Raw genomic sequence first — 23,258 nt, forward strand, 5'->3', positions numbered from 1 at the left:
CAATCGTGCCGATGTTGACGTGCGGTTTTGTACGCTCAAACTTTTCCTTTGCCATGATGGCCTCCTTTTTCGGTAATGAAGGGAGCCCGTGAACCGGACCCCCTCAAATCTTTGATTATGCGTATTTCGCCTGGATCTCGTCCGAGATGTTCTGCGGAACCGGATCGTAGTGGTCGAACTGCATGGTGAACTGGGCACGGCCCGACGACATCGAACGCAGAGTGTTGATGTAGCCGAACATGTTCGCCAGCGGAACGAACGCGTCGATCGCGATCGCGTTGCCGCGCGGTTCCTGACCAGACACCTGGCCACGACGCGAGGTCAGGTCGCCGATGATACCGCCGGTATATTCTTCCGGGGTGATCACCTCGACCTTCATGATCGGTTCCAACAGTTTCGCGCCAGCTTTGCGCATGCCTTCACGCATACACATACGGGCCGCGATTTCGAACGCCAGAACGCTCGAGTCAACGTCGTGGAACTTACCGTCCAGCAGGGCAACCTTGAAGTCGATCACGGGGAAGCCAGCCAGCGGGCCGCTATCCATGACCGAGTTGATGCCTTTTTCAACACCCGGGATGTATTCCTTCGGAACGGCACCACCAACGATGCGGCTTTCGAACGAATAACCTTCGCCTGGCTCGGTCGGCTGGATTTCCAGCTTAACTTCACCGAACTGACCCGAACCACCCGACTGTTTCTTGTGGGTGTAGGTGTGTTCAACCGGCATCGAGATGGTTTCGCGATAGGCCACCTGCGGTGCACCAATGTTCGCTTCAACCTTGAACTCGCGCTTCAGACGGTCAACCAGGATGTCCAGGTGAAGTTCGCCCATGCCCTTCATGATGGTCTGACCGGATTCCAGGTCAGTTTCCACACGGAAGGACGGGTCTTCGGCGGCCAGACGGGCCAGACCCTGGGACATCTTTTCTTGGTCGCCCTTGGTTTTGGGCTCAACCGCGATCTCGATCACCGGATCGGGGAAGGTCATGGTTTCCAGAACCACCGGATCCTTCGCATCACACAGGGTGTCACCGGTGGTGGTGTCTTTCAGACCCGCCAGCGCGATGATGTCGCCTGCAAACGCTTCTTCGATCTCTTCCCGGTTGTTGGAGTGCATCATCATCATACGACCGATGCGCTCTTTCTTACCTTTGGTCGAGTTCAGGATCGAGTCACCCTTGTTCATGGTGCCCGAGTAGATCCGGGTGAAGGTCAGCGAGCCAACGAAGGGGTCGTTCATGATTTTGAACGCCAGACCCGAGAACGCCATGTCGTCATCAGCACGACGGGCGATGTCACGAACTTCTTCCTCGTCGCCGGGTTTGAAGCCCATGTAATCAACAACGTCCAGCGGGCTGGGCAGATAGTCGATCACAGCGTTGAGCAGAGGCTGAACGCCTTTGTTCTTGAACGCCGAACCACCCAGAACCGGAACAAACGCGATGTCCAGAGTACCTTTGCGCAGCAGGGCGCGCAGGGTCGGAACGTCGGGCTCATTGCCTTCCAGATATTCCATCATCGCGTCGTCGTCCATTTCGACGGCCGCTTCGATCATTTTGCCGCGCCATTCGTCAGCCATGTCTTTCAGGCTGTCGCGGATCGGAGCTTTGATCCAGCTTGCGCCCAGATCTTCGCCCTGCCACAGCCATTCTTCCATGGTGACCAGGTCAATCAGACCTTCCAGCTCGGACTCGGCGCCGATCGGAATACCAACCGGAACAGCGCGTGCACCGGTGCGGTCTTCGATCATGCGAACGCAGTTGAAGAAGTCTGCGCCGATCTTGTCCATCTTGTTGACGAAAACCATACGCGGAACCTTGTAGCGGTCAGCCTGACGCCACACGGTTTCGGTCTGGGGCTCAACACCGGCGTTTGCGTCCAGAACGCAGACGGCACCGTCGAGAACCGCCAGCGAACGCTCAACTTCGATGGTGAAGTCAACGTGGCCGGGGGTGTCGATGATGTTCAGGCGGTGCTTGGGGGTATCGGCGGTTTTACCGTCCTCGGTGCGCTCCCAGAAAGTGGTGGTCGCAGCCGAAGTGATGGTGATGCCGCGTTCCTGCTCCTGCTCCATCCAGTCCATGGTGGCTGCACCATCGTGCACCTCACCGATGTTGTGGGATTTACCAGTGTAATACAGGATACGCTCCGAGCAGGTGGTCTTGCCTGCGTCGATGTGCGCCATGATACCGAAGTTACGGTATAGTTCGAGCGGATATTCGCGTGCCATTTTGGATAAGCCTCTGGATTACCAACGGTAGTGGCTGAAGGCTTTGTTCGCCTCGGCCATCTTGTGGGTGTCTTCGCGCTTCTTCACGGCAGTACCGCGGGACTGTACAGCGTCCAGCAGCTCACCGGCGAGGCGTTCTTCCATGGTGTTTTCGTTGCGGCCACGGGCGGCGGTGATCAGCCAGCGGATGGCCAGTGCTTCGCGGCGCTCGGGGCGAACCTCGACCGGAACCTGATAGGTTGCACCACCAACCCGGCGCGAGCGAACCTCGACCGACGGTTTGATGTTGTCGAGCGCTTCGTGGAACACTTCGACAGGTGCGCGCTTGATTTTGTTCTCAACGCGGTCAAACGCGTTGTAAACGATGCGCTCTGCGACCGACTTCTTGCCGTCGATCATCAGGTTGTTCATGAATTTTGTCAGAACCTTGTCGCCAAATTTGGCGTCAGGCAGGACTTCGCGTTTTTCGGCGGCGTGACGACGTGACATATCAGCCTCTCCTTCTTACTTGGGACGCTTCGCGCCGTATTTCGAACGACGTTGCTTACGGTCTTTGACGCCCTGAGTATCCAGAACACCGCGCAGGATGTGGTAACGCACACCGGGAAGGTCTTTTACACGGCCGCCACGGATCAGAACAACCGAGTGCTCCTGCAGGTTGTGGCTTTCACCGGGGATGTACGAGATGACTTCGAACCCGTTGGTCAGGCGCACTTTGGCAACCTTACGCATAGCCGAGTTCGGCTTTTTCGGTGTGGTGGTATACACACGGGTGCAGACGCCGCGTTTCTGCGGGCACTGCTCCAGGTGCATGGACTTCGAGCGTTTTACTTTGGGCTGCCGCGGTTTGCGGATCAGCTGTTGAATAGTTGGCATTCCGGTTTCTTCCCCGTTTTGCAACACACATGACATGCACGCGCATTGCGTGCGGTTAAACTTTGCTGCGCTCATGCGTCCACAAGCGCAAAACCCGCGAGCGTTCCCATTCCGAGGTGAACGTCGCGGTTGGTTATCAGAGGACGCGAACTGCAAAATTGTCCGGGTCTTGACCAGTCCATTACTGAGATCGGTTTTGGGGCGGCCCCCGGTACCGAGATGGGCGCGTAATAGGGGGAGTCGGCGCAAGTGTCAACAGTACACCGGACCCACCGCACGACAGGCCGCTTTGCGCTGATATATCCGGTCCGATTGTCGGCCGCCAGTACTGCTGACCGTTGCGAGTTCGCGACCGCAGGGGCATAGTCAGCCACAACGCCACGCACTACGGATGACCCATGCAAATCATCGGCCTGTGCCGCTTTTCCTACCCCGCTCATGGCGGCTTTCAGGTCGAACATGACACGATCGAGGAACGGCGCGCCTATCTCTACCACCCTACCCGGCTGGAAGAGAGGTTTCGCCTGTTCGAAACCACCACCCTGCCCTGTCTGCGCGAACAGACGGATGAGGATTTCCAATTGCTCATCGTGATCGGGGATTGCCTACCGAAACCCGCCTTTGATCGGCTGCACGACCTGACCACAGGCATGAAGCAGGTGCAGATCATCGCCCGTCGCCCCATGCGCCACCGCCGGGTGATGAAAGAGATCCTGAACGCCGCACGTCACGATCCCAACATGCCCTGCATCCAATTCCGGCATGATGATGACGACGCCGTGTCGGTGGATTTCGTCGAACGGCTACGTATCGCCGCTGACGAAGGCGGTGCGCTGATGCGCAACCACAAAACGGTCGCCATCGACTATAACCAAGGGTTTCTGGCGCGGTTCGGGCCCGAGGGCATTCACGCCGCGCAGGTATTTCAACCGCTGCTGGGGATCGGGTTTGCCATGTACGTTCGGGGTGGTAGCGATCTGACAATCATGAATTTCGGGCATCACCGGATCGGAAACTACATGCCGGTGATCAGCTATCCCGACGCGCCAATGTGGGTGCGCACACTAAATTCGTTCAACGATTCACCCCATGCCCGCAAAAGCAACACTCAACTTGCCCCCCTGACCCTCGAACAAGAGGGCGAGTTCATCGCCCGCTTTGCCATCGATCAGGACGCCGTGCGCCGCGTTCACTCGGGTGGGTGAACGGCCCGCTCACGGAATAGGGTGAAAAGCCCGGCACCCACGACCAGCGCGGCACCTGCCATGGTTACAGCGTCTGGCCAGTCTCCGAACACGACCCAACCCAAACCCAGGGCCCAAAGCAAGCTGGAGTAACGAAACGGCGCGATGAATCCCACATCGCCCTCGCGCATAACCATGACGCTGAACAGATAGCCCATCAGTACAAACACCGCCGCCGTCCCCACCATCACGCCCGCTCCGGGCGAAACTGGCACCCAACCTGTTGATACGGTCGCAATCGAGGCCGAAACGGTGATGGTGACGCTTGTGGCCAGCGTCACAACCAGCGACGGCACCTCACTAGACATGCGCCGCGTGATTAGATCCCGCACCGTGACCGAGATCACGGCGATCAGCGCGTAAATCGCATAGATGCTAAACCCCTCCGGACCTGGTCGGACGATCAGCAGCATCCCCACAAACCCCATCCCGATAGCCAGAATGCGCCGCCACCCGATCTGTTCGCGAAAAAACAGAACCGCGCCCAAAGTCACGGTCAGCGGCAGCGCCTGCAAGACCGCCGTCACATTGGCAAGCGGCATATGCAACAGAGCGGTCAGGAAAAAGAACGTGGCCGACAACTCGGCCAGGCTGCGCGCTCCGATCAGCCACTTGTCATGCCGCGGGAAGTTCAGATGCAGCGTCCCCAGGTTGCGCGCCATGAGATACACAAGAACCGTCGCCAAAACCCCGCGCATGGCCACCATCTGGAACAAAGGCACTTCGGCACCTGCCAGCTTGATCAGCGTATCGTTGATGGTAAAGGCCGCCATACTGCCCATCATCAGTAGGGCGCCTTTTATGTTTGGGGTCATCCAAAGTATCCCAGTCAGCAGTTTTTAAATACAGATACTATGTGTTTCGAACTAATCTGCCCCACCAGATTGCGTGCTTTGCCAACAACATCTTCTGTGGTCCATTCATCCAAGCAAAGCCGATCCACATCCTCCACGGTGATTTCCAGAACGGGCCACGGATCGGTTATATCCGCAAGCACAGCTTTGGCGTCTATTTCGTTAAGCGCACCCTCTTGATACGCCAATAAGGCGAAACGCACCCGAAATTCTTCCATATCATCAAGCCGCATTTCACGAAGTGCACCGTAGGCTTTAAAAAATGCACTCTGCAAGTCACCCAAACCCCTTACGATCACGAAATCCATCAGCCATTCTGGCGGCGCTTCGACCTGCAACAATAAATCCGCTGCCCAGTTAGAGAGGTCTTCGACTGTCCAGTAGTGTCCTTTGACAGCCGCGTAGACAGCGCAGATCAAATCCTCTTGTGATCGAATTCTCCAGTTTTCAATTTGCATTTATTCAACCCGCAGTTCCGAGCGCACTTGCATCAATATCTTACCAAGCTTGTTCCAACCCTGCCCGTCTGGCCCGCACCCCCAATAGGAATCCATCGGCGCGTTCTCGACGATTTGCGCTGTGCCCGTCGACAGCAGCAAAACGCGCGGGGTCTCATGGGTTGCGAATTTGACGCGAACGGCGTCCAGCATGATACGGTCCTTCACCTCTTCCCGATCTGACCGCAAAGGAATGCTGCGGGTCATGCCCAAAGCCTTGGCATCCTTGGGTTTAATGCTCTGACGAATACGCTCGCGGTAGGCGGCGTCATGAAACTTCTGAGCTTGAAAATAGTGTTCCACCGTGCGCCACCACACACCTTCCATGGCAATGCCAAAAGGTGCAAAGTTAGAAAACTCAGCGTAAAGATCTGTTTGCGCGTAAAAATAAATAGTGAGGCCATCTTCATTCATAGTGGGAACGAACACCAAATTGCCCGGCAGATGCAAGCAGTCGTTTCCCAACGCAAAAGAACAGGCCCCGCGTTTCCGCAGGGCCTGTTCTCTGTTCTGAAACCGCGCTTATTCGCGGCTTTCGGGGGCGTCGACCACGATGTCCAGCTCATCCCCGACCATGTCGTCATCGATCAGCGGCGCAGCCAGAGCAGCGGCGGCTTCGGCCTCTTCCCGGCGGGCTTCGATGACGACGTTATCGCGGGTTTGGGCGACCTGACGCACGGCCTGAGTGGCACCGCCGGTACCGGCGGGAATCAGACGACCGACGATGACGTTCTCTTTCAGGCCAACCAGCTTGTCTTTCTTGCCCTGAACCGAAGCTTCGGTCAGGACACGAGTGGTCTCCTGGAACGACGCCGCCGAGATGAACGAACGCGTTTGCAGCGAGGCTTTGGTGATCCCCAGAAGGATCGGTTCGCCCTGTGCCGGACGACCACCGCGGGCGATGGTCTTCTCGTTGGCCGCGTCGAACTCTTGCTTGTCGACATGCTCGCCTTTCAGCAGGGTGGTGTCGCCTGAATCCAGGATCTCCCACTTCTGCAGCATCTGGCGCACGATAACCTCGATGTGCTTATCGTTGATCTTCACGCCCTGCAGACGATACACGTCCTGCACCTCGTCGATCATGTAATCCGCCAGCGCTTCGACACCCATGATGGACAGGATGTCGTGCGGAGCCGGGTTACCGTCCATCAGGTATTCACCCTTCTGGATGAAGTCCCCTTCGGCGACCGGGATGTGCTTGCCCTTGGGCACCATGTATTCGATGGTCTCCATGGACTCGTCCGCCGGTTCGATGCTGATGCGGCGCTTGTTCTTGTAGTCGCGGCCAAAGCGCACGTAACCATCGGCTTCTGCGATGATTGCGTGGTCTTTTGGACGGCGGGCTTCGAACAGTTCGGCCACACGCGGCAGACCACCGGTGATATCCTTGGTCTTGGCACCTTCACGCGGGATACGCGCTACAACGTCACCGGCTTCGACGGTCTGACCGTCTTCGACCGACAGGATCGCATCCACCGACATCGGATAGTGAACCGGGTTGCCCGCGTCGTTGCGGACTGGTTCGCCATCTTCACCAACCAGAATGATCTCGGGCTTGAGGTCGCTGCCTTTGGGGGCCGCGCGCCAGTCGATCACGATCTTCTGGGTCATACCGGTTGCTTCGTCGGTCTCGTCGCGGACAGCAAGGCCCGAAACAAGGTCAACGTATTTCGCAGTACCGGCTTTCTCGGCGATGATCGGCAGAGTGTACGGATCCCATTCGAACAGCTTGTCGCCACGGGAAACGGTTGCGCCATCCTTGACGAACAGCTTGGATCCGTAACCCAGCTTGAAGCTGGCACGCTCTTCGCCGTGTTCGTCGTTGATAACCAGCTTCATGTTCCGGCCCATGACCAGGCTTTCGCCTGCGGCATTGATCAGAATCTGCGGGTTCTCGAACGCAACAACACCTTCCTGGTTGGCTTCCTGGAACGACTGCTGACCGCCTTGCGCAACACCACCGATGTGGAAGGTCCGCATAGTCAGCTGAGTACCGGGTTCACCGATCGACTGCGCGGCGATGATGCCGACAGCTTCACCCGTGTTGACCATGGTGCCGCGTGCAAGGTCACGACCATAGCAGGTTGCACAGACGCCTTCCTCGGACTCACAGGTCAGAGGCGAACGGATGCGCATCGACGCAACACCGGCCTCGTCGATGGTGTCGGCCATACGTTCGTCGATCAGCTGACCTGCTGCGACGATCACCTCATCGGTGCCCGGACGCAGGACATCGTCAGCCGCCACACGGCCCAGCACACGTTCGGCCAGCGAGGCAACAACCTCACCGTCGTTCACGGCTGCTTCGGCTGTGATTGCACGTTCTGTGCCACAGTCGATCTCACGCACGATACAGTCCTGCGCCACGTCCACCAGACGACGGGTCAGGTACCCCGAGTTCGCCGTCTTCAGAGCGGTATCCGACAGACCCTTACGGGCACCGTGGGTCGAGTTGAAGTACTCGAGAACGGTCAGACCTTCTTTAAAGTTCGAGATGATCGGCGTTTCGATGATGTCACCGTTCGGCTTGGCCATCAGGCCGCGCATACCGCCCAGCTGTTTCATCTGAGTGACCGAGCCACGCGCACCCGAGTGGGCCATCATGTAGACCGAGTTCGGTTCCTGCTCGGAGCCGTCCTCAGCCCGATCCGACGACGAGATCGTCGACATCATCGCCTCGGTGACGCGGTCGTTACACTTCGACCAAGCATCGACAACTTTGTTGTACTTTTCGCCCTGAGTGATCAGGCCGTCCATGTACTGCTGTTCAAAGTCCTTCACCTGACCGCGGGTGTCATCAACGATACCCCACTTGTCGTCCGGAATGACCATGTCGTCTTTACCGAACGAGATGCCCGCCTTGAACGCTTCTTTGAAGCCCATCGACATGATCTGGTCACAGAAGATAACCGACTCTTTCTGACCGCAATACCGGTAGACGGTGTCGATCACCTGCTGCACTTCTTTCTTCCGCAGCAGACGGTTGACCAGATCGAACGGCGCTTTGTTGTTCATCGGCAGCAAGGCACCCAGGCGCAGACGGCCCGGAGTGGTTTCATAGCGCTTCTGAACTTCGTTGCCTTCGTCGTCGATCTGCGTGATCCGCGCGGTGATCTTGGTGTGCAGGTGCACTTCACCGGAATCCAGCGCGTGCTGAACTTCGTCGATCGAACCGAACACCTTGCCTTCGCCCGGCATGCCTTCGCGTTCCAGGGTCACATAGTAGAGACCCAGGATCATATCCTGCGACGGAACGATGATCGGCGCGCCGTTTGCAGGCGACAGAACGTTGTTCGTCGACATCATCAGAACACGGGCTTCCAGCTGCGCCTCAAGGCTCAGCGGGACGTGAACGGCCATTTGGTCACCGTCGAAGTCAGCGTTAAAGGCCGAACAGACCAGCGGGTGCAGCTGGATGGCTTTACCTTCGATCAGGACCGGCTCGAACGCCTGAATGCCAAGACGGTGCAGTGTCGGCGCACGGTTCAGCATGACAGGGTGTTCGCGGATCACCTCGTCGAGGATATCCCACACTTCGGGACGCTCTTTCTCGACCAGTTTCTTCGCCTGTTTCACAGTCGAAGACAGACCTTTGGCTTCAAGGCGCGAGTAGATGAACGGCTTGAACAGCTCCAGCGCCATCTTCTTGGGCAGGCCACACTGGTGCAGCTTAAGCTCCGGACCGGTCACAATGACCGAACGTCCCGAGAAGTCGACGCGTTTCCCCAGAAGGTTCTGACGGAAGCGACCCTGCTTACCTTTCAGCATGTCCGACAGCGATTTCAGCGGACGCTTGTTGGCGCCGGTGATCACGCGGCCACGACGACCGTTGTCGAACAGAGCGTCAACAGATTCCTGCAGCATCCGCTTTTCGTTGCGGACGATGATGTCAGGCGCGCGCAGCTCGATCAGACGCTTCAGACGGTTGTTCCGGTTAATGACGCGGCGGTACAGATCGTTCAGATCCGAAGTCGCGAAACGGCCACCATCCAGCGGAACCAGCGGACGCAGTTCCGGCGGAATGACCGGGATTACGGTCATTACCATCCACTCAGGCCGGTTGCCCGACTCGAGGAAGCTTTCGACAACCTTCAGACGCTTGATGATCTTCTTGGGCTTCAGTTCACCGGTTGCTTCGGCCAGATCAGCGCGCAGCTGCTCGGCTTCGGCTTCCAGATCGATCTGGGCCAGCATCTCACGGATGGCTTCAGCACCGATATTGGCGGTGAACGCGTCCATGCCATAGGCATCCTGCGCGTCCATGTACTCTTCTTCGGTCAGCATCTGGCCATAGGTCAGGTCGGTCAGACCGGGCTCGATGACGACATAGTTTTCAAAGTACAGAACGCGTTCCAGATCGCGCAGTGTCATGTCGAGCATCAGACCGATGCGGGACGGCAGCGACTTCAGGAACCAGATGTGTGCAACGGGCGCAGCCAGTTCGATGTGGCCCATACGCTCGCGGCGGACTTTCTGCAGGGTGACTTCCACACCGCATTTCTCGCAGACAACGCCGCGATACTTCATCCGCTTATATTTACCGCACAGACACTCGTAATCTTTGATCGGGCCAAAGATACGCGCGCAGAACAGACCGTCACGCTCGGGCTTGAACGTCCGGTAATTGATGGTTTCGGGTTTCTTGATCTCGCCATAGGACCAAGACAGAATCCGCTCGGGCGACGCCAGCGAGACCTTGATCTCGTCGAAAACCTTCGGGGGCGTCAGCGGGTTGAACGGGTTGTTGGTGATTTCCTGGTTCATTTGTTACCTCAAATCTTGCGCAAGGGGGGACGGGAGAAAGGGCAGCGCCCTTACTCCTCAACCTCCGCATCCAGGAGTTCCATATTCAGGCCGAGGCCACGGACTTCTTTAACCAGAACGTTGAACGATTCCGGTACGCCCGCTTCAAAGTTATCCTCGCCCTTGACGATCGATTCATAGACCTTGGTCCGGCCGGCGACGTCATCCGATTTCACGGTCAACATCTCCTGCAGGGTGTAGGCGGCGCCGTAAGCTTCCAGAGCCCAGACTTCCATCTCACCAAAGCGCTGACCACCGAACTGCGCCTTACCACCCAGCGGCTGCTGGGTCACAAGGCTGTACGGCCCGGTCGAACGCGCGTGGATTTTGTCGTCCACAAGGTGGTGCAGTTTCAGCAGGTACTTGATGCCCACGGTCACCGGACGTGCGAATTGCTCACCGGTGCGACCGTCGAACAGAACCGACTGACCGCTTTCCGAGAAGCCCGCACGCACCAGCGCGTCGTTGACGTCAGCCTCTTTGGCGCCGTCAAAGACCGGGGTTGCGATCGGAACACCACGGGTCACGTTGCCCGCAGCCTCGATCAGGCCATCCTCGTCCAGACCCGTGATGCCTTCTTCGTAGACATTCTCGCCATAGGCCAGCTTCATCGCTTCGCGCACCGGGGTCAGATCGCCGGACCGGCGGTATTCACCCAGAGCTTCGTCGATGTTCAGACCCAGACCGCGCGCGGCCCAACCCATATGGGTTTCAAGGATCTGACCAACGTTCATACGCGAAGGCACACCCAGCGGGTTCAGACAGAAGTCAACCGGAGTACCATCGGCCAGGAACGGCATGTCTTCCATCGGAACAACCTTGGAGATCACACCTTTGTTCCCGTGACGACCGGCCATCTTGTCGCCCGGCTGCAGCTTGCGCTTCACGGCGATGAAGACTTTGACCATTTTCATCACACCCGGCGGCAGGTCGTCGCCACGGCGGACTTTCTCGACCTTGTCCTCGAAACGAGCGTCCAGAGCACGCTTTTGCACTTCGTACTGCTCGTTCAGAGCCTCGACGATCTGTGCGTCCTGCTCGCCTTCCAGCGCCAGCTGCCACCACTGACCACGGGTCAGGGTTTCCAGCAGCTCCTCGGTGATCACCGAGCCCGGCTTGACGCCTTTCGGGCCTTTGACAGCGGTTTTACCCAGGATCAGACCTTGCAGACGCGCATAGATGTTGCGGTCCAGGATCGCCAGCTCGTCGTCCCGGTCACGGGCCAGACGTTCGACTTCCTCACGCTCGATCTGCAGCGCACGCTCGTCTTTCTCGACGCCGTGACGGTTGAAGACGCGAACCTCAACGACCGTACCGTAATCGCCCGGTTTCACGCGCAGCGAGGTGTCGCGCACGTCAGATGCTTTTTCACCAAAGATGGCGCGCAGCAGCTTTTCTTCCGGGGTCATCGGGCTTTCGCCCTTCGGAGTGATCTTGCCGACCAGAATATCGCCCGGCTCAACATCCGCGCCGATGTAAACGATGCCCGCCTCATCGAGGTTGCGCAGCGCTTCTTCACCGACATTCGGGATGTCGCGGGTGATCTCTTCCGGACCCAGCTTGGTATCACGGGCGGCGACTTCGAATTCCTCGATATGGACCGAGGTAAAGACGTCGTCACGCGCGATACGTTCACTGATCAGGATCGAGTCTTCGTAGTTGTAGCCGTTCCAGGGCATGAACGCGACGACCACGTTCTTACCAAGGGCCAGTTCACCCATATCGGTCGAAGGACCATCAGCAATAACCTCGCCCTTCTGGACAGTGTCACCAACCTTGATCAGCGGACGCTGGTTGATGCAGGTGTTCTGGTTCGAACGCTGGAATTTGCGCAGACGATAGATGTCAACGCCAGCGTCGCCCAGTTCCAGATCCTCAGTCGCGCGGATAACGATACGCTGGGCATCGACCTGGTCGATGATACCGGCGCGTTTCGCCTGAATCGCAGCGCCCGAGTCAATCGCAACCTTTTCCTCAATGCCGGTACCAACCAGCGGTGCCTCGGCCCGCAGCAGCGGAACCGCCTGACGTTGCATGTTCGAGCCCATCAGAGCGCGGTTGGCGTCGTCATTTTCAAGGAACGGGATCAGCGATGCAGCGACCGACACCAGCTGTTTCGGCGACACGTCGATCAGGTCAACATTCTCGCGCGGGGCAAGGGTGTAGTCACCGGCCTGACGGGTCGACACCAGATCGTTGATGAACTTGCCATCCGCATCCAAAGTCGCATTCGCCTGCGCCACGGTGTGACGCATTTCCTCGGTCGCGGACATGTAGTGAACCTCATCGGTCACCTCGGCGTCTTTAACGACGCGGTAGGGCGTTTCGATGAAGCCATACTTGTTCACGCGGGCGAAGGTGGCCAGCGAGTTGATCAAACCGATGTTCGGACCTTCAGGCGTTTCAATCGGGCACATCCGGCCGTAGTGGGTCGGGTGAACGTCGCGCACTTCAAAGCCTGCACGCTCACGTGTCAGACCACCGGGGCCAAGCGCCGAGAGGCGGCGTTTATGGGTGACTTCAGACAGAGGGTTGGTCTGGTCCATGAACTGAGACAGCTGCGACGAGCCGAAGAATTCACGAACAGCAGCCGCAGCCGGTTTCGCGTTGATCAGGTCCTGAGGCATGACGGTGTCGATCTCGACTGACGACATACGCTCTTTAATCGCGCGCTCCATGCGCAGCAGACCGACGCGGTACTGGTTCTCCATCAGTTCGCCCACCGAGCGCACACGACGGTTGCCGAGGTGGTCGATATCGTCCACGTCGCCTTTGCCGTCACGCAGCTCAACCAGCGCCTTGATGCAGGCCACGATGTCTTCGCGGCGCAGGGTACGCAGAGTGTCAGGCGCGTCCAGTGCCAGACGCATGTTCATTTTCACGCGGCCAACAGCGGACAGGTCATAGCGCTCGCTGTCGAAGAACAGCGTGTCGAACAGGGCCGAGGCCGCTTCGACGGTGGGCGGCTCACCCGGACGCATGACGCGGTAGATGTCCATCAGCGCGGTTTCGCGGCTCATGTTCTTGTCCTGAGCCATAGTGTTGCGCATGTAGGGACCGACATTAACGTTGTCGATGTCCAGAACCGGGATGTCGGTGATGCCCGCATCCATCAGGTCCTTGACGGTGCCACCGATCAGGTCGCCGTCCTTGTCGTATTCCAGAGTCAGCTCATCACCGGCTTCGACATAGATCGCGCCGTTTTCTTCGTTGATGATGTCCTTTGCGACATACTTGCCGACGATGTTGTCGAAGGGAACTAGCAGGTCGGTGACGTTGCCTTCGTCTATCAGCTTCTTCACGGCGCGCGGCGTGACTTTCTTGCCCGCTTCGGCAATCACTTCACCTGATTTCGCGTCGATCAGGTCGTATGTCGGACGGGTCCCGCGCACACGCTCGGGGAAGAACGGCGTGACCCAGCCTTTCTTCTTGTCCAGCTTGTAGGACACGGTGTTGTAATACGCGTCCATGATCGCTTCCTGATCCAGACCCAGTGCGTACAGCAGGGTGGTCACAGGCAGCTTGCGGCGACGGTCGATACGGGCGAACACGATGTCCTTGGCGTCGAACTCAAAGTCCAGCCAGCTGCCGCGATACGGGATGATGCGGCAGGCAAACAGCAGTTTACCGGACGAGTGGGTCTTGCCCTTGTCGTGGTCAAAGAACACACCGGGCGAGCGGTGCATCTGGCTGACGATTACACGCTCGGTGCCGTTCACGATGAACGTTCCGTTCGGTGTCATCAGGGGCATGTCGCCCATGAACACGTCCTGTTCCTTGATATCTTTGACCGACTTGGCGCCGGTGTCCTCATCGACATCAAACACGATCAGACGCAGAGTAACCTTCAGCGGCGCGCTGTAGGTCATGTCGCGCTGCATGCACTCTTCGACGTCATATTTGGGTTTTTCCAGATCGTATTTCACGAACTCCAGCACGGAGGTTTCGTTGAAATCCTTGATCGGGAAAACCGACTGGAACACGCCTTTGATGCCTTCGCCGTCTGTGGGCTGTTCTGCATCGCCGGAGCGCAGGAAAAGATCATATGAAGATTTCTGGACCTCAATGAGGTTCGGCATTTCCAAAACTTCGCGGATTTTGCCGTAATATTTACGAAGACGTTTCTGGCCAAGGAACGTTTGAGCCATGTCAGATGTCACCTTTCGATGTTCTCAGCGGGCAAAGACACCGTCGGGCCCCGGCATCTTGCACAATCGAGACGACACGTCCGGATCAATTCGTGGCCACCGTCCCGAAGGTGGCCTCCCGATCCGAAAACCGTGTCTTAGAAAACGCCCCAAGATATGAGGCCCTTTCTAAGACAGGTTCGGCTGGACCCGGATTTCTCTGGGCCCAGCCTGAATTTTCGGCGCATCAGCGATGCACCTGTCGGTTGGCTTAGGCCAGCTCGACTTCGGCGCCAGCTGCTTCCAGCTTGCCTTTGACTTCTTCGGCTTCGTCTTTCGACACGCCTTCTTTGATCTTGCCGCCAGCTTCGACCAGTTCCTTGGCTTCTTTCAGGCCCAGACCGGTGATGCCGCGAACTTCTTTGATCACGTTGATTTTCGAAGCGCCGGCGTTCTTCAGAACGACGTCGAATTCGGTTTTTTCTTCCTCAGCTGCGCCACCAGCGTCGCCACCAGCTGCGACCATTACGGCGCCGCCAGCTGCGGGCTCGATGCCGTATTCGTCTTTGAGGATGGTTTTCAGTTCTTGTGCTTCCAGCAGGGTCAGACCCACGATGCTTTCTGCGAGTGCTTTCAGATCAGCCATTTTATCAGCTCTTTCCGTTTACAGTGTGTGTTCCAACGTCAGGGAGTGTTCCCTACGCAGATCATTCAGTGCCAACCGCTTACGCAGCTTCCGCCTTCTCTTCGATGGTGGAAAGGATGCTTGCGATGTTGCTTGCAGGTGCGCCAATCGCGCCGGCGATGTTCGAAGCAGGTGCGCCAATGCAGCCCACGATCGAAGCAATAAGCTCCTCGCGAGACGGCATTTTCGAAACTGTTTCCACGCCTTTGCGGTCCAGAGCGTTCTCGCCCATTGCACCGCCAAGGATTTCGAACTTCTTGTTCTCCTTGGCGAAGTCTTCGGCCACCTTGGCTGCTGCCACGGGGTCCTCGGAATAGGTCAGAACGGTCATACCCGTCAGCAGGTCAGCGATGCTCTCACATGGCTTTCCGTCGAGGGCGATTTTGGCGAGCCTGTTCTTGGCAACACGCACGGCACCACCCGCGTCACGAGCACGTGCGCGAAGGTCCTGCATCTCGGCAACTGTCAGACCGGCGTAGTGAGCTACCACTACGACGCCAGAGCTTTCGAAGATTTGGCCGAGTTCCTCGACCACTTTCTCTTTCTGGGCTCTATCCACAGTTCTCTCCAAGTTTGGGATGTTGGACATCCCGGCTCATATTTGCTGCGGTCGAAACCACAGCGTTCAGGTCCGTTGTTACGGGATTGGCCAAAATGCGCCCGAGGATCGCGACCCTCAGAATTCTTTGGTCTTACCCGTCTCAGGCAGGAGATTAAGGGGCCATATGGCACCACCCACCGTCTTGGACGAAACGAAATAAAGCGCACGACGAATCGCACGCTTTACTCCGCAAGTCTCTTTAGGGCAGATGGCGTGGGTTTCCAAGAGGTAAATTGCGGATTAGGCGCGGTTTTGCCATGGCATTGACAAGGGCTGCAACTGCCCGTCCATTGGGCAGATTATCAGACACGCCTGGACACGGTTCCCTCCAAGAATGCACCCTCTTTCGGACGCAGAATTTCACCGCGCCTCTCGCTATGTGGACGAGTTCGCCCGGCAAATCGGGGCCAATCCGGTTGGTGCGTTCGATTGCACCTACCGATCTCATGACTTTCCTGACACGCGTATGGTGATTAAACTGCGTGCTGCTCATGAGGTGTACGCCCTCAAGATTGACATCGACTCCCCTGACACCGGACGACTGAAACAGGAATTCGACCACCTTACCGCCTTGTCGGAGTATTTTTCACCTATGAAAGATTCCGACGTCGTGCACCCGGTCTATCTTTCGCCGTCTCAGGCGTTCTTTGTCACCCCCTTCATCGACCGACCAACCGCCGCAGACCTGATCCACAACAGCATAGATGACACCCAAGTCGCCCAGATCTATCGCCGCGCCGGCGCGTGGCTGAACGATCTACATTCTTTCCGTCCGTCCAAGGAGTACAGATTTCGCCCCAAATGGATGACTGACCTGATTGCAGAGTTGAACGCACAGGTTCCACCTTCGGTTCGAGCAGAAAGTGACGTCATGCTCAGGGTGCTGTTGGCCGAGATGGCTGGCCTGAGGGGCGCGCCCGAGACCCAGGTCCTGGCCCATGGTGATTTCCACAGCCAGAACCTGATTGTCGGGCAAGGGCAGATGGTCGGGCTGGATTTTACTGAAACCCGCGAAAAACTGGCGGTTTATGATATTGTAGACTTCTTGAAATCAGATGTATTCCGCAACGCGCCGACCGACGCCATTGACCGCAGTGGAATCGTGCAAGCCAACAAACAGATGTTCCTACGTCGATATCGCCATCCGTTCCGTATGGACGTCCTCGATTTCTGTCTGCGTGCCCGACTATTGATTGACTGGCTGTCCCTTTGGCAAGCTGATCACCCATATAGCGCCTATGATGAGGACAGGCGGAAAAGGCTCGGCGACCGGTTGCGTCCTGCGTTCCAAAAGCCCTGACTACACTGACGCTTTTTTGTAACGACATGGAAAGGTTTTGATATTTACCCTCTCGACCTGCACCAATATTTTGGTCCAGATTGCCTCGAAAAAATGATCCGTGATCCGGATCTTCAGCAGCTACAGGTGTTCGTATTCAATGGTACTTCGCAGCTTTTTTGCCCAGGATAGTGAAGCTCTGATCGTCACGTCCAGCCCCGACAGCTCGATTGAAGGCGATCCGATCATCAACAACTCGGACACGCCGGACGGAACGATTTTTGAATACTCCGGAGGCTTTGGCACCACTGTCACGCTGGATGACACCAGCGGAAGCCCTAACGTCTTCAACGATGACCAAGAAGCCGGGCACGTCATCACGGATGGTGGCGGTATCGTCGCCGACGGTACCCAGGTCGAATCCGAATCCATCATCGTTGTCCGCGCCCTCGACGAAAACGGAGTACCTACCGGCCCCGAGATCGAGATTTATGTCTTTTCGCAAAATGGCATCACCTCGGACGTTTGGGGGTTTGCAACATCCGAACCGCTGACACCCGGCACGTCCTACATCAAGATTTCCGGTTCCAACGCCGGGTCGTCTTCCTATGATGACTATATCCCTTGCTTTGGCCCCGGCACGTTGATCGAAACCGTCGATGGCGAAGTCGACGTAGCCCTGCTGAAAAAAGGTCAAATGGTCTGGACCCGCGACGCCGGGTTCCAACCCATTCTGTGGGTCGGCACAACCGAAGTGCAAGGCACCGGCGCCTTTGCCCCTGTCGTCATCGAAAAAGATGCGATTGGAAACAGCCGCAAGCTTATCTTGTCGCCACAGCACCGGGTACTGGTCTCGGCCCCCGTCACCGACATGCTGTTCGGCTCATCCGAAGTCTTCGTTGCCGCCAAACACCTGTGCGGCCTGCCTGGCGTTGAAATCTGCGAAATGGACAGTATCACCTACACGCATTTCATGTTCGACCGGCATCATATCGTCCGCTCAAACGGGGCACTGACTGAAAGCTATTTCTTTGGCGACACCGCCAAACACGCCCTGTCAGAGGCCCAACGGTCCGAGATTCTAACCCTATTCCCCATGTTGAAATTCGGAGTCTCTGCTTTCGGCGAAACCGCGGCCTCGACCATCAGCGCCCGTGAGGCAGAGGTTCTGCGCGCTTACTTGTAAACGCAAAAAAACCGGGCTGCATTTCGGCAACCCGGTTTCAAATCTGCATTGACGGAAGGGCTTATTCGCCCGACGCAGCCGCCACATCCAGGGTCACACCGGGGCCCATGGTCGAGCTCAGTGCGATCTTTTTCATGTAGGTGCCTTTTGCACCCGACGGCTTTGCCTTGGCCACAGCCGAGACGAAAGCGCGGACGTTTTCGGCCAGCTTGGCTTCGTCGAACGAAGCTTTGCCAACGCCTGCGTGCACAACGCCGCCTTTTTCCGCCTTGAACTGAACTTCACCGCCTTTGGCTGCTTCCACGGCCGCTTTCACGTCCATGGTCACGGTGCCAACCTTGGGGTTCGGCATCAGGTTGCGGGGGCCCAGAACCTTACCCAGACGGCCAACGATGGGCATCATGTCCGGGGTGGCAATGCAGCGATCGAATTCGATGGTGCCGCCCTGAATGGTTTCCATCAGGTCTTCTGCGCCAACGATATCCGCACCTGCTTCTTTCGCTTCGTCCGCCTTGGGACCACGCGCGAACACAGCAACGCGCATCGCTTTACCGGTGCCGTTGGGCAGACCAACAACGCCGCGAACCATCTGGTCTGCGTGACGAGTGTCAACGCCCAGGTTCATCGCGATTTCGATGGTCTCGTCGAATTTCGAGGTTGCATTGGCTTTGACCAGGGCAACTGCATCTTCAACCGACAGGTTTTCCTTGCCGGCGACAGCTTCGCGCGCAGCGCGGGTGCGTTTACCAAGTTTTGCCATCTTACTTCACCTCGATGCCCATGGAGCGGGCCGAGCCCAGGATGATCTGCATTGCGCCTTCGATATCGTTGGCATTCAGATCTTTCATTTTGGCTTCGGCGATTTCGCGAACCTGCTTCGAGGTCACGGTTGCCACGGTCTCGCGACCGGGGTTTTCCGCGCCACGGGGGCGGTTACGCTTGCCAACCGGCTTCAGACCAGCGGCTTTTTTCAGGTAATAAGACGCGGGCGGCGTCTTGATGTCCATGGTGAAGGACTTGTCCTGATAGTAGGTGATCACGGTCGGGCAAGGGGCGCCTTGCTCCATGTCTGCGGTCTTGGCGTTAAACGCCTTGCAGAACTCCATGATGTTGATGCCGCGCTGACCTAGCGCCGGACCAACTGGCGGCGAGGGGTTCGCCTGACCAGCAGGAACCTGCAGCTTCATTGTACCAGCAAGCTTCTTGGCCATTTGGTTTTCCTTTCAACTCGGGTGAAACGCGTTTCACCCAGACTATGTTGCGTGGTCCGATCCGGGATCGCGATCCCAGCAACCTCCCACGAGAGAATCTCGCCCGAAGACGATAGAGGCGGCATTTATAGTGGAATTGTGGGGTTGGCAAGTGGATGTCGCGCTATTGCCAGTTTGACTTTTTGTATTGACCGGACCTCAGTGGCTTTTGGGAACAGTCAAACAGAATAATTCATCTGAATACATAAGTTGCGTCAGAAAACAAGGCGGGTATCTTGGAGCAAATTGGCTACAAAAGAAGTGATCAGGGATGGCGTCATCTCGGCTAAACAAGGGGCTACTGATATGCGTGCTCTTAGCTATGTTGCCCGGATGCGGCAGCAAAGCGCAGGATCAGGGTGGTGCGTCCGGCGCAACTTCCCAAACCAGCGTGTCCAACACCGATGCTGCTTTCGCTGCGACAGGAATTGATCCCAGCACCTATTCGGGTCAGTTTCAGGTCAAGCTGACCAAGGAAGTTCCGCTGCGCGATATTCCGGTTCCCTTCACAGTCTACGCCGGCCTGGAGGAATCCAGCCCAACTCGGCTGCGATTGCGGGCGTTCATGGATTTGCGCGGATTGCAGGAAAAGGCACCGCAAATACTGACCGGTCCGTTGGAAGAAACCTGTAAGCGCCAGATCTATCTCGACATCCGAGACGTCACCGCCATCGGCGAAACCGTAAAGGTCGAGGGTTCGGCTCGTGCTCAATTCACGCGGTGCAAACGGAATGAAGAACCGGGCTTTCAATATTTTGGGGCCACGGTAGATGCAATTGCTGTCGCCAAGGCGGAAGTTAAGGGCCAATGCCTTACATTCAGTATCGAAAGCGCGGACCTCAGCCCGCGTGGGTTTATCGGAACTGTTACCAATCTTTTCGGGCTGACCGACCGCATCAACGAAGCGGTCCTTGAAAAGGGTGGAGAGTTTCTGGCAGCCAACCCGGTTTGCCCACCACTGCCAGAAGAATTCACGGTTCTTGATCCAATTTACGAGTCTGGTGGAACACGTGAAGTTGCACCCGGGGGAATGGGCGCTGCTGTTGTTGGATCAGCCGACGTAAGCGCCGAGACAATAGTCAAAGTTCTTGCGGGTCTAAAGAACCTTGGTGTTTTGGAGTTTGCTGAATGAGACTTTGGTTAATTATCCCAGTCTTGATGGCAGCCGTTGTAGGTGCCCGAGCCCCATACGCCCAACAGGTGGATTTTATCATCGACGCGACATTGCCAGTTCGCGATACGGATTTGCCCTACAAGCTAAATCTGACCCTAACTGCCGTTGACACTACACGGATAGGCGTCGGAGCATTACTCGACTTACGGGGCGCACAGAAAATTGTGCCCGAAAGACTGGCTGACAACGCGATAGTCGATAATTGCGGTCTGCAAGTCAGGCTAGATGACATAAGCTTTGGGGCCAAGGACGATGCAATTGATTTAGACGGCGAGGTTACTGTTACACTCTTTGAGTGCAGCCGCACCAGTGAGCGCGATTTTCAACGCGGCCAAGAAAAGAATTCCATTCTGGCGAACATGTCCACCGAAGCGACTGTCGAACTGCGCGACAATTGCGCCTACATCAAACTAATCGATCTCACACTCACGGCGCCGGAAGCGCAGCGCGAACAAATCTTGGAAGACGACACCCTCGAGTCCGTAAAAGAACTGATGCTGGCAGCTGTAGATCTTGTGCTCAACGAAACCCCATTGTGCCCGGAATTGCCGGCAGAACTCGCTTCACTTGATCCGGTCTACGAAAGCGGTGGCCCGCGCGAGATCGGAGACGGTGGACTTGGTATATTGCTTGACGGGTCTGTTGATGTCAGCCCGTCAACAATTCTGGATGTATTGACGGTGCTTCAGCAACAGGAACTCATTCCCGGTCGGCCCTAACCTCGGAGTGTTGCAACCGTTTCTTGCCAAAAAAGCGCCGCAGTGTTTTGGGCAGAGCGGGCGTTCCATTTCCAGGCACAGAGCGTTTAGCCCTGCTTCGTAACCTGCGTAAAGTCCAGCTCCACCGGTGTTTCCCGACCAAAGATCGAGACCGAAACTTTCAGCTTCTGGATCTGGTCATCCACGCCTTCGACCATGCCATCAAAATCCTCGAATGGGCCGTCGTTGACCTTGGCCTTCTCGCCAACTTCACAGCTGATCATCAGTTTCGGCGCTGCTTCGCCTTCCTGAACGCGGTTGATAGAGTTCACTAGGTTATAACCCTGTTTCTGCATCGCGCCTCGGGAAAAACCTCCGCCAGCAAAGCAAATCCCCGCGCACCGATCACGTCTTGGCTATTGTGACACTGCACGAGGGGCAGTTGTGCTATAGTGACTGCAACTATACGTATTTGGCGGAGGTTTATTATGATTATTCGATTCATCACAACACTGGGCATCGCGCTCTCGCTTGCCATTACAGCTCCACAGGTGGCCCGAGCGGATGCGGGCGAAATTCTTGGCGGTGCCGTCGTGGGTGGCGTCATTGGCTACGCAATCGGTAAAGAGCAAGGAAAGAAGCAATCCAGCCGATCGACAACAACGCGGACTTACAGATCGGGTATTCCGTCCACCTCACAGGGGGCTCAAACACAGACTGCCCTGAACTATTTCGGCTACAATGCCGGACGAGTCGATGGCCAAGTCGGGGGCGGTACCCGCGCAGCGATCGAGCGATATCAGGCGTCGATGGGCTACCCGGTCAATGGCTATGACTTTCCCCCCTATCAAAGCGACTTTCTGAACCAGGCCTACTACTGGGCGACCAGCGGCGGGCAAGCGGCGACGCAACTGTCGGGTCAGCCACTTTTGTTTGCCTATCGTCAGCAGGTTCACAGCGGCGCCGCGCTGGCGGCTGCCCCGCAGCCCCAGGCACAGGCTCCGGCCCCGATCACTCCGGTTGTGACTGCCCAGCCCGAGACCACACCCACAGAAGCCCCAACCGAAACCGCATCGACGGGCAGCTTGCCCAGCCTCTTTGCCGGTGGCACAGCACGGCCCTCACTTGCCAACCGGTGCAGTGCGGTGATGCTGCAAACCTCGACCAATGGCGGGTACACAACACTGGCCAATATGTCGGACCCCGATTTCGCCCTGAGCGAGCAGTTCTGCCTGGCTCGCAGCTATGCCATGGCGCGTGGTGAAGAACTGATCCAGGACATTCAGGGCCTGACCCCCGATCAGATCAGCACGCAATGTGCCGCCTTTGGTGACACCCTGTCGCCGCAGGTGGTTGCGCTTTCGCTCAGCTCGAAAGCCGATGCGGAAAGCCAGATGCGCAAATTCGCTCTGGATACCGGGCTGAGCCCAGCCGATCTGTCCGCCACAAGCAAGGTCTGTCTGTCGCTCGGCTACCGTCAGGACAACATGGATACAGCAGTTGGCTCGGCACTGATGCTGGTCGCCTTGGGTGAGCCTGCCTACGGAGAATTGGTCGGCCACCACCTGCGCGAAGGCTTTGGCGTGCAGGAACGTCAGGACCTTGCAATGCAATGGTATGACGCAAGCCTGTCGGCGCTTGACGCCGGATCGCAAGCGGTGTTCCTGCCGTCGCAAACCGACCGCCCGCAGCTTTTGCGTGCGGCCATGGTGCAGGCGCAATAAGCGGAGCATTAAAAACCAACTTTTGTG

Annotated in this window: 18 protein-coding genes and 1 pseudogene; 6 read left to right on the forward strand and 13 right to left on the reverse strand. The window is 57.2% G+C overall.

Features of this window, described 5'->3' with window-relative positions; genetic code table 11:
- Positions 1–115: 115 nt before the first annotated feature.
- From fusA to rpsL, 3 genes are read right to left on the reverse strand one after another with little or no spacing between them, the layout of a single operon-like run.
- On the reverse strand, positions 116–2,233 hold the full coding sequence (gene fusA, locus GOV79_RS18400; RefSeq protein WP_170774631.1) for an elongation factor G: 2,118 nt from the start codon (positions 2,231–2,233) through the stop codon (positions 116–118).
- An 18-nt stretch (positions 2,234–2,251) separates the two neighbouring features.
- Positions 2,252–2,722 carry a 30S ribosomal protein S7 gene (gene rpsG, locus GOV79_RS18405; RefSeq protein WP_039529242.1) on the reverse strand — a complete coding sequence of 157 codons (471 nt, stop codon included), beginning with the start codon at positions 2,720–2,722 and terminating at the stop codon, positions 2,252–2,254.
- A gap of 15 nt (positions 2,723–2,737) precedes the next feature.
- On the reverse strand, positions 2,738–3,109 hold the full coding sequence (gene rpsL, locus GOV79_RS18410; RefSeq protein WP_005621086.1) for a 30S ribosomal protein S12: 372 nt from the start codon (positions 3,107–3,109) through the stop codon (positions 2,738–2,740).
- Between the two features lie 398 nt (positions 3,110–3,507).
- Between rpsL and GOV79_RS18415 the strand changes: the two genes are divergently transcribed.
- Positions 3,508–4,314 carry a putative rhamnosyl transferase gene (locus tag GOV79_RS18415; protein ID WP_170791097.1) on the forward strand — a complete coding sequence of 269 codons (807 nt, stop codon included), beginning with the start codon at positions 3,508–3,510 and terminating at the stop codon, positions 4,312–4,314.
- Here the strand turns inward: GOV79_RS18415 and GOV79_RS18420 are convergent.
- The 7 genes from GOV79_RS18420 to rplJ all read right to left on the reverse strand — a co-directional run bounded on the left by GOV79_RS18420 (position 4,299) and on the right by rplJ (position 15,878).
- The gene (locus GOV79_RS18420; RefSeq protein ID WP_170791098.1) at positions 4,299–5,168 is read right to left on the reverse strand and encodes a DMT family transporter; all 870 of its coding nucleotides are present in this window, start codon (positions 5,166–5,168) and stop codon (positions 4,299–4,301) included. The two genes, GOV79_RS18415 and GOV79_RS18420, sit on opposite strands and share 16 nt — an antisense overlap.
- Positions 5,169–5,182: 14 nt before the next feature.
- The gene (locus tag GOV79_RS18425) at positions 5,183–5,665 is read right to left on the reverse strand and encodes a hypothetical protein (RefSeq protein WP_170791099.1); all 483 of its coding nucleotides are present in this window, start codon (positions 5,663–5,665) and stop codon (positions 5,183–5,185) included.
- On the reverse strand, positions 5,666–6,118 hold the full coding sequence (locus tag GOV79_RS18430; RefSeq protein ID WP_170791368.1) for a riboflavin biosynthesis intermediates N-glycosidase: 453 nt from the start codon (positions 6,116–6,118) through the stop codon (positions 5,666–5,668).
- 108 nt (positions 6,119–6,226) lie between these two features.
- Positions 6,227–10,468, reverse strand: a complete 4,242-nt coding sequence (gene rpoC, locus GOV79_RS18435; RefSeq protein WP_170791100.1) for a DNA-directed RNA polymerase subunit beta' — start codon at positions 10,466–10,468, stop codon at positions 6,227–6,229.
- 50 nt (positions 10,469–10,518) lie between these two features.
- A complete protein-coding gene (rpoB, locus tag GOV79_RS18440; RefSeq protein WP_170774639.1) occupies positions 10,519–14,655 on the reverse strand; it encodes a DNA-directed RNA polymerase subunit beta in 4,137 nt (1,378 codons plus the stop codon).
- A gap of 250 nt (positions 14,656–14,905) precedes the next feature.
- Positions 14,906–15,280 (reverse strand): 50S ribosomal protein L7/L12, encoded by a 375-nt coding sequence (rplL, locus tag GOV79_RS18445; RefSeq protein WP_010441182.1) that lies wholly within the window; start codon positions 15,278–15,280, stop codon positions 14,906–14,908.
- A gap of 79 nt (positions 15,281–15,359) precedes the next feature.
- Positions 15,360–15,878: a 50S ribosomal protein L10 gene (rplJ, locus tag GOV79_RS18450; RefSeq protein ID WP_170774641.1), complete on the reverse strand. Its 519-nt coding sequence runs from the start codon at positions 15,876–15,878 to the stop codon at positions 15,360–15,362.
- Positions 15,879–16,254: 376 nt separating this feature from the next.
- Here rplJ and GOV79_RS18455 point away from each other — a divergent pair, with 376 nt between their 5' ends.
- Positions 16,255–17,220 carry a phosphotransferase gene (locus GOV79_RS18455; protein WP_170791106.1) on the forward strand — a complete coding sequence of 322 codons (966 nt, stop codon included), beginning with the start codon at positions 16,255–16,257 and terminating at the stop codon, positions 17,218–17,220.
- Between the two features lie 139 nt (positions 17,221–17,359).
- On the forward strand, positions 17,360–18,385 hold the full coding sequence (locus tag GOV79_RS18460; RefSeq protein ID WP_170791108.1) for a Hint domain-containing protein: 1,026 nt from the start codon (positions 17,360–17,362) through the stop codon (positions 18,383–18,385).
- Between the two features lie 61 nt (positions 18,386–18,446).
- On the opposite strand, the gene rplA is transcribed toward GOV79_RS18460, so the two are convergent.
- Both rplA and rplK read right to left on the reverse strand, forming a co-directional pair.
- Entirely contained in the window at positions 18,447–19,145 is a 699-nt protein-coding gene (rplA, locus tag GOV79_RS18465; protein ID WP_170774647.1) for a 50S ribosomal protein L1, read from the reverse strand.
- Position 19,146: 1 nt separating this feature from the next.
- Complete coding sequence (gene rplK, locus GOV79_RS18470; RefSeq protein WP_170774649.1) at positions 19,147–19,596, reverse strand: 50S ribosomal protein L11; 450 nt, start codon at positions 19,594–19,596, stop codon at positions 19,147–19,149.
- 361 nt (positions 19,597–19,957) lie between these two features.
- Here rplK and GOV79_RS18475 point away from each other — a divergent pair, with 361 nt between their 5' ends.
- Together GOV79_RS18475 and GOV79_RS18480 are read left to right on the forward strand one after the other, a co-directional pair.
- On the forward strand, positions 19,958–20,767 hold the full coding sequence (locus GOV79_RS18475; protein WP_170791109.1) for a hypothetical protein: 810 nt from the start codon (positions 19,958–19,960) through the stop codon (positions 20,765–20,767).
- The gene (locus GOV79_RS18480; RefSeq protein WP_170774653.1) at positions 20,764–21,528 is read left to right on the forward strand and encodes a hypothetical protein; all 765 of its coding nucleotides are present in this window, start codon (positions 20,764–20,766) and stop codon (positions 21,526–21,528) included. The genes GOV79_RS18475 and GOV79_RS18480 overlap by 4 nt, the downstream gene beginning before the upstream one ends.
- 86 nt (positions 21,529–21,614) lie before the next feature.
- Here GOV79_RS18480 and GOV79_RS18485 read toward each other — a convergent pair.
- Positions 21,615–21,863, reverse strand: a pseudogene (locus tag GOV79_RS18485) (transcription termination/antitermination protein NusG); the annotation flags it as partial.
- 132 nt (positions 21,864–21,995) lie between these two features.
- On the opposite strand from GOV79_RS18485, the gene GOV79_RS18490 reads away from it, so the two are divergent.
- Positions 21,996–23,231 carry a peptidoglycan-binding domain-containing protein gene (locus GOV79_RS18490; protein ID WP_170774655.1) on the forward strand — a complete coding sequence of 412 codons (1,236 nt, stop codon included), beginning with the start codon at positions 21,996–21,998 and terminating at the stop codon, positions 23,229–23,231.
- Positions 23,232–23,258: the final 27 nt, after the last annotated feature.

It is taken from the genome of Ruegeria lacuscaerulensis (assembly GCF_013034745.1).
Classification (GTDB): Bacteria; Pseudomonadota; Alphaproteobacteria; order Rhodobacterales; family Rhodobacteraceae; genus Ruegeria; species Ruegeria lacuscaerulensis_B.